Origin of the sequence: Gottfriedia endophytica (assembly GCF_017814275.1) — a bacterium.
Lineage (GTDB): Bacteria > Bacillota > Bacilli > Bacillales > Bacillaceae_G > Gottfriedia > Gottfriedia endophytica.
In genome coordinates, this window is the sequence record NZ_JAGIYQ010000003.1 from 114,114 (window position 1) to 127,332 (window position 13,219).

10 protein-coding genes are annotated in these 13,219 nt (G+C 36.9%); 7 read left to right on the forward strand and 3 right to left on the reverse strand.

What is annotated here, in order from left to right; translation table 11 throughout:
* Positions 1–76: 76 nt before the first annotated feature.
* Positions 77–835 carry an anti-sigma factor gene (locus tag J5Y03_RS05440; RefSeq protein ID WP_209403358.1) on the reverse strand — a complete coding sequence of 253 codons (759 nt, stop codon included), beginning with the start codon at positions 833–835 and terminating at the stop codon, positions 77–79.
* Positions 832–1,407: an RNA polymerase sigma factor gene (locus tag J5Y03_RS05445; RefSeq protein WP_209403360.1), complete on the reverse strand. Its 576-nt coding sequence runs from the start codon at positions 1,405–1,407 to the stop codon at positions 832–834. Before J5Y03_RS05445 ends, J5Y03_RS05440 begins: the two co-directional genes overlap by 4 nt.
* A 302-nt stretch (positions 1,408–1,709) precedes the next feature.
* On the opposite strand from J5Y03_RS05445, the gene J5Y03_RS05450 reads away from it, so the two are divergent.
* The 4 genes from J5Y03_RS05450 (at position 1,710) to J5Y03_RS05465 (ending at position 8,887) form a co-directional block, all read left to right on the forward strand.
* The gene (locus J5Y03_RS05450) at positions 1,710–2,750 is read left to right on the forward strand and encodes an alpha/beta hydrolase (RefSeq protein ID WP_209403362.1); all 1,041 of its coding nucleotides are present in this window, start codon (positions 1,710–1,712) and stop codon (positions 2,748–2,750) included.
* A 427-nt stretch (positions 2,751–3,177) separates the two neighbouring features.
* Complete coding sequence (locus J5Y03_RS19975; protein ID WP_280849646.1) at positions 3,178–6,648, forward strand: S8 family serine peptidase; 3,471 nt, start codon at positions 3,178–3,180, stop codon at positions 6,646–6,648.
* Positions 6,649–6,954: 306 nt separating this feature from the next.
* A complete protein-coding gene (locus J5Y03_RS05460) occupies positions 6,955–7,122 on the forward strand; it encodes a hypothetical protein (protein ID WP_209403364.1) in 168 nt (55 codons plus the stop codon).
* Between the two features lie 295 nt (positions 7,123–7,417).
* Complete coding sequence (locus J5Y03_RS05465) at positions 7,418–8,887, forward strand: glycosyl hydrolase family 18 protein (protein WP_209403366.1); 1,470 nt, start codon at positions 7,418–7,420, stop codon at positions 8,885–8,887.
* A 127-nt stretch (positions 8,888–9,014) separates the two neighbouring features.
* Here J5Y03_RS05465 and J5Y03_RS05470 read toward each other — a convergent pair whose 3' ends face one another.
* Positions 9,015–9,893 carry a LysR family transcriptional regulator gene (locus tag J5Y03_RS05470; RefSeq protein ID WP_209403368.1) on the reverse strand — a complete coding sequence of 293 codons (879 nt, stop codon included), beginning with the start codon at positions 9,891–9,893 and terminating at the stop codon, positions 9,015–9,017.
* A 310-nt stretch (positions 9,894–10,203) separates the two neighbouring features.
* On the opposite strand from J5Y03_RS05470, the gene J5Y03_RS05475 reads away from it, so the two are divergent.
* The 3 genes from J5Y03_RS05475 to J5Y03_RS05485 are packed head-to-tail and all read left to right on the forward strand — an operon-like array spanning position 10,204 to position 13,054.
* Positions 10,204–10,935 carry a (Fe-S)-binding protein gene (locus tag J5Y03_RS05475; protein WP_209403370.1) on the forward strand — a complete coding sequence of 244 codons (732 nt, stop codon included), beginning with the start codon at positions 10,204–10,206 and terminating at the stop codon, positions 10,933–10,935.
* Positions 10,936–10,948: 13 nt separating this feature from the next.
* A complete protein-coding gene (locus tag J5Y03_RS05480; protein WP_209403372.1) occupies positions 10,949–12,358 on the forward strand; it encodes a LutB/LldF family L-lactate oxidation iron-sulfur protein in 1,410 nt (469 codons plus the stop codon).
* Positions 12,359–13,054 (forward strand): LutC/YkgG family protein, encoded by a 696-nt coding sequence (locus J5Y03_RS05485; RefSeq protein WP_209403374.1) that lies wholly within the window; start codon positions 12,359–12,361, stop codon positions 13,052–13,054.
* The last annotated feature ends 165 nt before the right edge of the window (positions 13,055–13,219 follow it).

The following is a 13,219-nucleotide window of genomic DNA, read 5'->3' on the forward strand; positions in this document are numbered from 1 at the left end:
CTGCCCGTAAAAGCCCGATTAGTCGGACTAACCATCAGTGTGGATGAAGAAAACGCCCACTGATGGAAGTTTCACTTTATGTGCCTAGCACTTTTTTTCCACGGGGCTGAGTTCCATTTCCATTTGGCTCAAGTGAAATTCCGATTGCTTCAAACATTGGCTCATTAATATTGAATTGATAAGATAGGAATCCATTTCCATTTTTATCAACATGAAAAGTTCCAGCACTTCTTCGCTGTCCATCATGGATTAGCCATACTTGATAAGCCTCAGAACCTTTAGTAAGTGCAAGGCCTTTAAGCTTGAATACAATTTCTTTCCGATTGCCGTTCATGTAAACCCATGCATTTCCTTTTGCTGAATTTACTTTTGGATCGGATGATTTTAAAGAATAAACTTGAACTATATCGCTTGGGGACAATGTATTTTCCTTTACTTGCTTCAATTCTTTCCGAAGCTGAAGATTATTCCAAATGACACCTCCAAAAGATAATAGCAATACAGCTGCTGCCAAAACATATTGGAATTTACGAAAAGACCACTTTGTTTTAGACTTTGTCTCGATAGCTTTTTCTAAAGGATCTTTATGATTAGAAGAATTGTCGGCTTGAAAAATAAAATTCATTACTTCTTCCTTTAAATCAAAAGGTACTTCTACATCATCCAATTTAAACGGAATCATATTCCATGCCACCTCCATCTCTTTCAATTCCAAACAACAAGATGAACAATGTAATAGATGTTTTTCAAATAATTTCATTTCTTCTACTGTAGCTTCTCCGAGCATATAAGAGACTATTTCATTGGAAAATGAACAACTTTGATTAGTAGTCATTTTTTCATTCCCCCTATCTCTGGTTCCATCCGATTTCTTAATATTTTTAGTGTCTGATGCAGTCGACTTTTAATCGTGCCTATTGGTTCCTGTTTCATTTCAGCTATTTCGCGAAGTGTATAACCTTCCCAATATAGCCACTGAATTAGCTCAATTTGATTGTTAGACAAATATTGATAGGCTTGTTCGATCTGTTCTCTAAAAAGCTTTTTTGACAAGATTTCGGCAGGATTATTGGATGAGTGTTCTGGTAGTTGCTCCAACTGTTCCTGTCCAATTGCAACTATACTTTGCTCCTTTTTTTCCTTCCGATGATGATCAATGATGATATTTCTAGTAATAGTGAGTAGCCAATTTACAAACTGACCCTTTTCCGAATTATAGACATTCTCAGTAGTCCATATCCTCAGAAATACAGCTTGGATGATTACTTTGGCCTTTTCAGTATCCTTCGTAGCCTTTAAACTAAACGAGAATACAATTTTAATATAACGATCATATATTTCTTCCAATGCAGGGCGGTGTTTTTCTTTTATTAGTTGCATCAATTCTGCATCACTCTTTTTCTGCATAAAAAGACAACCCTCCTCGTCAAATTCATTGTTCCTTCATATTTAATAACGAACAAAATAGGAAATCGGTTTTTTTTAAATTTTGATGATAAACCTAATCTAAAAACCAAGTAATTAATTAAATAAACCTTCTATATACAATAAACAAATTCCTTCTGGAGAACGCTTATCAAAATAATATAGGAATGTACAAGTTGAAAAATAACAGTGACTATTTTTTAGCTTTAAGTCACTAAACGACATGACTTCTTAAGGATATATTTAAGTAAGAAAAACAAATACATTAAGTAGAAAGGTGCTATATGAAAAATAAAAAAAAATCACTTAAGGTTATCGGAGTAGTTTTCGCAATATTACTTATAACACTAATAATAGGACTTTTTTCTCCCACATGGACACCACATATAAAAGGTAAAAACAGTATTAGTGTATTAGAACAAGTAAAGATAAATGGAAGTAATCACGAAATTATGATACGCGGCAAAGATAGGAATAATCCAGTTATTATTCTTGTACATGGAGGTCCTGGATGTCCGGAAATACCATATGCCGATAAATACCAAGACTTATTAGAAAATAAGTTTACGGTTGTTAATTATGATCAAAGAGCTAGTGGAAAATCATATCATTTTTTTGAGGACTATTCTAATCTTTCATCAGACTTATTAGTGAAGGACTTACTGGCTATGACGGATTATATATCAAAACGTCTTGGCAAAGAAGAGGTAATACTAATTGGTCATTCTTATGGTACATATATTGCTACGCAAGCTGCCTATAAAGCTCCTGAAAAATATAAAGCATATATTGGTATTGGACAGATGAGTGATACAGTAGAAATTGAGACTGACAGTTTAAACTATTCTATTAATCAGGCTAAAAAGGCTGGCAATAAAGAGGATGTTTCATATTTACAAGGGTTAACTGAAAAAATCAAAAATGGTGATATGTTTACCCCACGAAATTATGTAATAAAATATGGTGGGGATTCAAGGCTTATTGATAATCCCGATGGTGATAGTCTCAGTATGTTATTCAGTAGCGAGTATAACTTATTAGATGTAATCCGTTATAATTATGGGTTAGCCTATTCTCAACAGACTTTGTTAAAGGAAGTATTAAAAAATCCATTGCCTAATCTAGTAACAAAACTTAATTTACCATGCTATTTTGTAATGGGGAAGTATGACTATATGACTTCCTCTAATGCAACAAAAAAATATTTTAATATGATTGAGGATAATCAAAAAGAATTTATTACTTTTGAGAAATCAGCTCATTACCCACAATTTGAAGAGAAGGAAAAATTTTATAAATGGATGTCGGATACATTTAGTAATTGATTTATTCCAAGTTGAGCATTAAAAAAATGGAAAAAAACAGCCTCTTTTCTATAATGCTTGCTTATTATCTACAGTAAGAATTTATAGTCTTCAACGTAATCAAACATAAAGCCTTTTCAACTACTGTTGAAAAGGTTGTTTTAATTTTTTTGATTATTTTTCAAAAAATCATAGGCAATAAGGTTTGGTTCCACCTGAAAAACAATGAAATTTGGGGGAATTCTGAAGGGAAAAGAATGACTGTATTGAACGATTTTTAGGAATATTCCACTATCGAAACGAAGAAGTGTGACGAATATTAAATAAAAATACCTAATAAAGAAGCAAGAAATCATCAAAATTCCCCCCATTTACAATCATTCTGAAGATTCTGTAAAATTTAGGTGAAAGAGAAATGATAAAGAAGGAGAGAAGAAGTTTGAAAAAGATGAAGAAACTTCCATTTAAAGTCTTAACGACAGCTGCACTAACCTTGATGCTGTTATCGAGCACCATAGCATTCGCCGACGATACGCCGACTGATGCTGGCGAAGAGTTGTCGCTACAGGATGTGTTAAACATGGGCAAGGCTACCATCAAAGCGGATTTGAATCATGATGCCTCCGATGCTACAGACGATTCTTTAGCAATTGATCCTTTCGATTACCGGAATATACGCAAATCGAACAGCTTCTCCCCGGATCAAAACGTGCGTGTAATCGTAGAATTAGACTCGTCTGATACTAAAAACCAAGACGATGTCATTTCAAAATTGCCCAAAAACTCTGGAAAAATCCGACACCGTTTCCATACTGGATTTAACGGATTTTCGATGGAAACCAAATTCAAAGATTTAAAAGATGTTCAAAAAATCGATGGTGTCAAATCCATCCACATCGCCCGCACATTTACCGAAGCAGCCGATGAGAGCAAAGGGTTAGTTCAAGCGCAAAAAGTATGGCAGTCGCTTGGGTATCAGGGAGAAGGTATGCTGGTGGCGGTGGTTGATTCCGGTGTTGATTATAAGCACAAAGACTTGACCTTAACTGATAAAGGAAAAGCACAGGAGAAGCTAACTACTACCAATATAATATCCAAACTCGATACAACAAACGTTAACGACGTTTGGTACAACGACAAAGTACCAACTGGATATGACTGGGCGGATAACGACAATGATGTATTCCCGGCTGGAAGCCCGCACGGCATGCACGTATCCGGCATTATTTCAGCAAACGGCAATGAAGCAACAGGCGGCGTAGAAGGAATCGCTCCGGGCGCGCAAATTTTAGCTGAAAAAGTATTCTCTAACGCTGGCGGTGGAGCACAGGAAGACGATATAATCGCCGGCATCCAGCACGCCGTTCAAATGGGCGCTGATGTTATCAACATGAGTTTGGGAACTGATGCAGGTCCGGTGAGCGAGACAGAAGATCCGGTTCAACAGGCGATCCGTGAAGCAACGGAACAAGGCGTTCTCGTAGTCGTGGCAGGTGGAAATGCCGCATATAGCTCAAAAAACGGACTATTAAAGAGCTCGCTTGAGCCCTATGCAGACAATCCGGATGTCGGAACGGTCGGTTCACCGGGGGTAAGCCCGTACGCATTGTCGGTTGCAAGTTACGAGAACAACTCAATTGAAATGAATACACTTCACTTGTCAGATGGAAGTGATCTTCCTTACCAAGACCAGACCTATTCAGGATTTGTGTTAGGGGATATTCTGGACCCTGCAAAACAGTATGACGTGGTATATGGAGTGGAAGGAAAAGACACAGACATCAAAAATCTGGACCTAAACGGCAAAATCATGATCTGCCAGCCTAAAAATACCTACAGCAATTGGTCGTATGTTCAAAACTATGCGAAAGCAAAAGGCGCTGTGGCAACGATTTTCGTGCCTCCTACAACAATGAAAGACAATCCGCAGATCTCTTTCAATCCATCGTCGATTCCGGTTGTGACAACCAGCAAAGCGGACGGTCAAAACCTCATCGCTAAGCTTCAAGCAGGTCAAAAAATCAGCGTGAAGTTATCAAATGGAACGTGGATTGACAACCCAATAAAAAACACGGTTTCTTACTTCTCTTCATGGGGAACGCCAGAAACTTTGGATTTTAAACCAGAAATTACCGGTGTTGGCGGTCAGATTTATTCAACGATACCGAACAATAAATACCAGGTAATGAGCGGAACAAGTATGGCGACGCCACAAGTAGCGGGCGGCGCAGCGTTACTAATGCAAGCCATGAAAGCAAAAGGATTTGGAAAATCAGAAGATTCGGCGCTTTTGGCGAAGCTTGCGTTGATGAACACATCCAGCATTATTCAGGATCCTCGTACAAACAATACGTTGCCTTACTCCCCGCGTGAGCAGGGATCGGGACTCATGCAAATTCAAAACGCAATCAATACGCCGGTTGTAGTAATGAACAAGCGCGCAAGCTTAGAGCAGGCAGGAAGCGTTGCCTTGCACGAGTTAGGAGACACGCATTTTAACATGAAGCTTGAAATGGATGCGTTTGACGGCAAAGACGTTCCGGATTCGATGGAGTACAAAGTTGTCGTCGACGTCTTGACCGATGAAAGGGAGCACCAAACTTATGACGATTCCGTTTTTGGCTTCGGCGTTCGTGAAAATGACTACAATACGACGAAAATGACGCGAATTACAGGAGCGGATGTCCACGTGAACGGCGGAGAAGCAATCACGATTAAACGCGGCAAAAAGAAAGAAGTCAACATTGACATCAAACTTCCAGACACTGTAAAGAAAAACACCTTCGTTGAAGGATTCGTGCGCTTTATTCCGACCGATAACAACAAGAGCGACAAAGTTGTACCATTAAGCATGCCGTACATGGGCTTCTACGGCAACTGGGATGAGCCGAAGAACATCGACCCGGCTCCTTGGGAAAACAATGCGTTCTTAGGCTACACCGTACTTTGGGATAACATTTCCGATTCGCCGCTTGGAATGGACCCGTTAACCGGAAAGTTCAACCCAAGCACCATCGGAACGTCTCCGTTATCCGCGTCAGAAGGCGTAATTCCAAGCTTCACTGTGCTACGGAACTTATCAAGGCTCGAGTATGTGATTAAAAATCAAGACGGAAAAATCGTCCGCCACATCGGAGACTTCAGCGAATTCACGCCGGACGGAACGCCGTGGAAGTTTACGAAAAACATTATGAGCACTGGCAACACCTATTACAATATAGACTTAGATAGCTACTACTGGAAAGGCGAAGACGATTTTGGAAATACCTTACCGGACGGAGATTACAAGTTCGTCCTTCAGTCAACCCTTGATGTTCCTGGGGCACGACTGCAGGAAACCCCGATTCCGGTGAAATTGGATTCCGTTGCACCGGTAGTGTCAAATATTCAAGTGACGCAATTGCCAAACGGTAAATACCAGATCAGTTTTGACGCGATCGAAAACGAGGGCGGAGTTGGATTCTTTGAAGGCGCATTGTGGGTAGATGGAGTCAACTACTTCTTAAGACCAGGTGTCACGACTCAAATCGTGAATAAATTGCCAAAGAACGTAACGGTGATGGCACAAGACCGTGCGTACAACGAAGGATTTGCCGTATGGGGAGATCCATCATTGACGAAACCATCCACATTAATTCCATTCTTTACCGTTCAAAACTATAAATCGGTCAACGAGAAATCACCAGCTCACATTATCGCGTTCGCGGACAATAAACTCGATTGGCATTTCTATATTAAGGATGCGAACGGAAATGTCGTCTACACGAAAGACGTAGCAAAAGAAGACCAAGTTCGCTTTGACTGGGCGCCGGGTGCAGACATTCCGAACGGTGCTTACACCATTTATGCCGATGCGGTGAACAAGCAAGGATTTAAAGTGACTTCGAGTGTGACGAACAAAATCAACGTTGTCCATTAAAACGCTAGCACGTTTAAAAGAAACAAAGACCAAGGTATGAAAATATCCCCTTATAGTAGACTATCTATCCGATAAAATGGATAGATAGTCTACTAAAGGGGATATACTTATGTCTAAAAATAAGAGTTAATCATTGAATGAAAAATAATTTGTTTTAGTGTCAAATAGGTCTCAATTTGAAGAGGATAAAGTAATGAAAAGTGTATGTAAATTATTAATCATATTAGCAATAGGTTGTTTAATGTTCCCGTCCCAAAATGAAGCAAAAACTAAACCTTTAGGTAAAAAGGTAAAGTAGTTAATAAAGTGTATCCATCCACTACAAGTTACGTATATCAACAATTCTATACACCTACACATGCTTTTTTTCAAAGAACATGGCCAGCTCACTATGAAGAACCAGCAGGAATTGTAACTGAACCTACTGGTGTTGTACTTAAAGGAACTGAATCACTGTATCTTTTAAAATGTTAGCTCACCTAGTATCTAAGAACTATAACTTCGGACCTTCAATTGGTAGAGGTATATTGAATTAACAAGAAATGGTGGGAATATTGATAATAGTGGTTACAATGCTTATTACGGTATACAAAATGTAACCTTTAGATGGTAGAGTAGATAATCACATTGGATAAACCATTCTCTATGATGATTTCAAACTTATTGCTTTTCTTTATGTATAGAACAAGTAGATTTGCAGAAAATGAAGTTAAAAAATAGTTCGATACGTACAATGAAAAATTTACTGAGTTAGGTGAGATTGTTTGTTATGGAGATATTTCAACGTTTTGAAGTAAAAGTAGAAGGTGAGCAGTATCATATAATTTTACACCTCTCTCCATTTTTAGAAGAGTATTCAAATGAATTTTGGGAAAAAGGTAAACAACTAAAAGGTAATTTAAAAGAATCTGCAATCGGATACATAAAACATAATATTCCTCAGTTAAAATTGGCTACGATTAGTATTGTCGCCAGCGGATTGGTGATAAGCACATTTCCGTTGAAAAGCTCTGCTCAATCAACAAATTTTAATATGAGTTATTTATTTTATGGTGATACAAGTACTTATTTATCGGAAATCGATAAAACAAAAGGTGGCTTAAGTGAAGCTTCACCTTACTTTTTTGGTATTAATAGTGATGGAAGCCTTCAAATAACTAATGAATTTGATCCAAAATTAGTTAATGAAATGCATAAAAGGAAAATAAAGGTTGTTCCTTTTCTTAATAATGACTGGGATCGTGAACTTGGACGTTTAGCACTTAAGAATCGTGAAATTTTATCTGAACAAATTAGTGATTTTATTATGAAAAATAATCTTGATGGAATTAATGTTAATATTGAAAATGTAACGGCTGACGACCGCCAGGATTACACAGATTTCGTTCGATTATTAAGACAAAAATTACCACTTTCGAAAGAAGTTTCGGTTGCTGTGGCTGCTAATCCAAACGGTTGGACTGATGGATGGCACGGTTCATACGATTATAATGAGCTTTCAAAGTATACAAATTATCTTTTTATTATGGCATATGATGAGCATTCTAATGGAGGTCCAGCTGGGCCTATAGCTAGTTATGATTGGGTAGAAAAATCTATTCAATATGCATTAAATCAAGGTGTTCCTAATGAAAAAATTGTTTTAGGAATACCATTTTTTGGACGTTATTGGAAAGATGGCGATGATTATGGAGGATATGGTGTTGGCGTTAATCAAGCAGAATCAATTATATCGAAGTACAAAGGAGTCGTTTCGTACGATCCAAAAACCAAATCGAATAAAGCAATAGTTACGATTAAAAAAGGTGATCCACTACCAGTTGTTCATGGAAACACATTGGAGCCTGGAACGTACGTTTTTTGGTATGAGGATGGAATTTCGATTAAATCCAAGATTGATTTAGTTCACAAATATGATCTCAAGGGAACTGGAAGCTGGTCACTCGGAGATGAAAATGTTTCGATATGGACCGATTATAATAAATGGTTAACTTCAAATGTAGACAATAATACTCCATTATTAAAGATTGGATCGAAAGGAAAAGCTGTTACAAACTTGCAAAACGCTTTAAAAGATCACGGATTTTATGAAGGTATCATTACTGGAAATTATGATTCAAAGACCCAAAAAGCTGTTATCGCATTTCAAAAAAAGTACCATCTAAAAATAGATGGAATTGCTGGGAAAGAGGTACAAAGTAAATTATACAGTTTACCAAACCCCAAAAAACGAGCTTAAACATAAGTCAAACGAAATAATGAAATAAAATATAGACTCACGAATTACGAGAGTCTATTTTTAGGAAAGGATTTTGTTTCTTTTTTCACTAAATGGTTAAGTCTTTTGTTTACTAAGTAGAAGTAAGTTATTTCAACTTCCTGATCAGTTTAATGAAGTTACCAGCCTCTGAAGTGAGGCGATCTTTTTGATAGGCAATTGCCATTTTAGCAGTTAAATTAGCGTTAGCAATCTCACGATAAACAACATCTTTTACAGAATAATTTTTCATAGATGCAGGAACGATAGCAATTCCAATTCCTGCTGCAATTAGGCCAATCACTGTCTGGTATTCTGTCGCCTCTTGTTTAATTTGCAAACTAAAGCCTTCGTTTCTACATAATGCAACAATATCATCATATAGTTCTGGCCAAATGTTTCTAGAAACAACAATAAATGGTTGATTTTGAAGCATGGAAACTTGAATCTCTTTTTCTTTCGTTAGTGGATGATGTTTTGGTAATGCTAGTATACAAGGCGTTTCATGAATAATCTCAGATGTTATGGCATCTCCTTGAATTGGTGGACGAACAAATCCGATATCAAGTTTTTGATGATCAAGTTCATTGATTTGATTCGGAGTTGATAACTCTTGTAACTTCAGTTCAACATTCGGATATTGATTCTGATACTCACGAATAAGTGGGGGAAGAATATCGTAGGTTGCCGAACCAACAAATCCCACCTCTAATTTACCGATTTCCCCTCTTTGTGCACGCTGCGATGAATCAATCGTTTGATTTAATTGCTCCAAAGTGCGTGTAACACCTTCTAAAAAGGTGGTACCAGCTTTTGTTAATTCAACATGCCGCTTTGTTCGTTTAAATAAAAGAACACCTAACTCATTTTCTAATTGCTGAATTTGCTGACTTAACGGTGGCTGAGTCATTTGTAGTCGTTTAGCTGCTCTCCCAAAATGTAATTCCTCGGCAACTGTTAAGAAATAATGTAACTGTCTTAATTCCATATATTCTCCTCTTTACTATCTTATCTTTTCTGATAAATCTCCCACTAGATTAACTTGGTTAACGTATATGACTTGTTTTTGCATCGAATACTAAATTATTAGTTCAAAAAAAGTTTATTAATATGTTTTGCATATTAATTGTATTAGATATATATATTAGACACAATTTTTTCAGAGGATTAAAGTAATATATATATATTCGAATTTCATGATTATTCATAGGCTTATTTAACTTACATCTAATTTAAATAGTTTTTGGTTGATTTTTTTTAGTATTTATAAGGCTTTATTATTTTGGAGGTATCAAAAAATGAAAGTATCACTATTTATTACTTGTCTAGCAGATGTTTTTTACCCTGAAGTAGGAAAAGATGTTGTTGAAATTCTTGAAGATTTAGGATGTGAAGTAGATTTTCCTAAGAATCAAACATGCTGTGGTCAACCAGCTTATAACAGTGGATACCTAAAAGAAACGAAAACAGCTGCAAAGCATATGATTGAAACGTTCTCTAACATTGAATCTGATTATATAGTTGCTCCATCTGGATCATGCGTCTTGATGGTTCACGAGTTTCCGACTCTTTTTGCTGAGGATGAGGTTGAATGGAAGAAAAAGGCGGAGGGTCTTGCGAGCAAGACATATGAATTTACTCAATTTCTTGTAGAAGTATTAGGAAAAGAAGACTTAGGTGCAGAACTTCATAAAAAAGCAACTGTTCATACATCTTGTCACATGAGCCGGATAATGGGGATTAAAGAGCCACCACAAAAACTATTAAAATGTGTGAAAGGATTAGAAGTAGTTCCGTTATCACACAATTATGATTGCTGTGGCTTTGGTGGTACTTTTTCAGTGAAAATGCCAGAAATCTCGGAACAAATGGTTGATGAAAAAGTGGAACATATCATGGAGACGGAAGCAGATATTTTAATTGGAATGGATTGCAGCTGTTTAATGAATATTAAAGGTAGATTACATCGTAAAGGTTATCCAGTTGAAGTAAAACATATTGCTCAAGTTTTGAATGAGGGTAGAAAGTAAGGAGGAATTGATAATGGGAATGAAAATCGGAGACGGTCCTTTTCATGAACGTACGGAAAAAGGGATTCAAGATCCGTTCATGCGCAAGGCTGTTTCGAAAGCTCAAGATGGTCTTAGAGAGAAAAAGTTAAAGGCGACAGAAAGTCTTGGGAATTGGGAACAATGGCGTTCTTTAGGAGAGGAAATTCGCCAGCATACGCTTAATAACCTTGATTATTATTTAAATCAGTTAAGTGAAAATGTTCAAAAAAATGGTGGGAATATTTATTTTGCAGAAACTGCTGAAGACGCAAGAGAGTATGTAAAAAATATTATTAAAACCAAAAATGCTAAAAAAGTAGTGAAATCAAAATCGATGGTAACAGAGGAGATTAGCCTGAATGAGGCAATCGAAGAAGTAGGTTGCGAGGTATTAGAAACTGACCTTGCGGAATTTATCCTACAAACCGGTGATCATGATCGTCCATCTCATATTGTTGTACCATCTTTACATAAAGATAAAGAGAGAATATGTGAGCTATTTAAAGAAAAGTTAGGTTATACCGGTACTTCAAAACCTGAGGAATTAGCTCGATTTGTGAGGAAGCATTTAAGGGAAGATTTTTTTCAGGCTGATGTAGGAGTTACTGGATGTAACTTTGCAGTAGCTGAATCTGGATCGGTTTCAATTGTAGCGAATGAAGGAAATGCTAGAATGGTTACAACTCTTCCTAAAACGTTAATTACTGTTATGGGGATTGAACGGATTGTCCCAACTTGGGAGGAGCTTGATATTTTAGTAACTCTTCTTTGCCGAAGTGCAGTTGGACAGAAATTAACAAGCTACATAACAGGACTAACAGAGCCTGGTGGAACAGATGGACCTGAAGAATTCCATTTAGTCGTTGTAGATAATGGGCGATCAGATATTTTAGGTGGCGAATTCCAAAGTGTTTTACAATGTATTCGTTGTGCAGCGTGTATTAATGTTTGTCCGGTTTATCGACATATAGGTGGACATTCTTACGGTTCGATCTATCCAGGTCCAATCGGAGCGGTATTATCACCTTTATTAGGTGGATATGATGAATATCATGATTTACCTTATGCATCAAGCCTATGTGGTGCTTGTACAGAAGCATGCCCAGTAAGAATTCCATTACACGAATTACTAATTAGACATCGTAACCGTATTGTAGAAGAAAAAAGATCTCCAAAGGCTTGGGATCTCTCTATGAAAGGCTTTGAAAAAGCGGCGAAAAGTCCAGGATTGTTCTCATTTGCAACAAAGACGGCTCCATATGCTTTAAAACCTTTTGCAAAAAATGACCAAATTGAACATGGGTTAGGACCATTAAAAGCTTGGACACAAGCAAGAGATTTTCCAGCTCCGAAAAAATCGTTTCGAGATTGGTATGAGAAACGACAAAAGGGGGAGAAATAAATGGCTACAAATCAAAATGAATTTTTAACTAAGATATCAAAAAAACTAGGTAGAGAACGTCCAGAACATGTAGATAAGCCAAATTGGCATGTTTCACCACAATGGACTGTATTTAAAGGATTATCTCAAGATGAGTTAGTGGCAAAATTAGAAGAACAATGTAAAGACATTCATACTGAGGTAAAACATACAACAACAGCAAATCTTACGAAAGCAATACAATCCATTTTAGAAGATTGGAATGCTAACTCGATCATTTATGCCAATGATGACCGGTTTGACCAATATGGGCTAATTCCATTTTTAAATGAAAAAACAAATGATTGTAAAAGATGGGACCCAAATCTTAAAGAAGAATACATTAAATTTGCTAAAAATGCTGATGTCGGCATTACATTTAGCGACGTTACACTTGCAGAATCAGGAACGGTCGTATTATACAACGAAGGCAAAAAGGGGAGACCTGTAAGTCTTCTGCCTGAATCTTATATCGCGATTGTTCCAAAAAGTACCATTGTACCGAGATTAACTCAAGCAGTTAAGGCTATTCATGAACAAAATGAAAAGGGAGAAAAACTCCCTTCGTGTTTCAATTTCATTTCAGGCCCATCAAATAGTGCTGATATCGAAATGAATCTTGTAGTTGGTGTACATGGACCAATAAGAACAACTTATATAATTGTAGATGATCAATAATTATTTATTTAAGAGACGAGTGGAATAGCAACTCGTCTTTTTTATGATTTTTTCCAAGTAATTGAAACCCATTGAATGTTTTCTACGTCTACAAAATAAGAGGTTAAAATTAGAGAATAATATATGAGTCTGTTAGTGAAAGTTTAAAATAATTTTTTAAGGAGA

Excerpts from the sequence above, each read along its gene's own strand:
- J5Y03_RS05475 (WP_209403370.1), top strand. The coding sequence starts at position 10,204 with ATGAAAGTATCACTATTTATTACTTGTCTAGCAGATGTTTTTTACCCT.
- J5Y03_RS05470 (WP_209403368.1), bottom strand. The coding sequence starts at position 9,893 with ATGGAATTAAGACAGTTACATTATTTCTTAACAGTTGCCGAGGAATTA.
- J5Y03_RS05450 (WP_209403362.1), top strand. The coding sequence starts at position 1,710 with ATGAAAAATAAAAAAAAATCACTTAAGGTTATCGGAGTAGTTTTCGCA.
- J5Y03_RS19975 (WP_280849646.1), top strand. The coding sequence starts at position 3,178 with ATGAAGAAACTTCCATTTAAAGTCTTAACGACAGCTGCACTAACCTTG.
- J5Y03_RS05445 (WP_209403360.1), bottom strand. The coding sequence starts at position 1,407 with ATGCAGAAAAAGAGTGATGCAGAATTGATGCAACTAATAAAAGAAAAA.
- J5Y03_RS05440 (WP_209403358.1), bottom strand. The coding sequence starts at position 835 with ATGACTACTAATCAAAGTTGTTCATTTTCCAATGAAATAGTCTCTTAT.
- J5Y03_RS05480 (WP_209403372.1), top strand. The coding sequence starts at position 10,949 with ATGGGAATGAAAATCGGAGACGGTCCTTTTCATGAACGTACGGAAAAA.
- J5Y03_RS05465 (WP_209403366.1), top strand. The coding sequence starts at position 7,418 with ATGGAGATATTTCAACGTTTTGAAGTAAAAGTAGAAGGTGAGCAGTAT.
- J5Y03_RS05485 (WP_209403374.1), top strand. The coding sequence starts at position 12,359 with ATGGCTACAAATCAAAATGAATTTTTAACTAAGATATCAAAAAAACTA.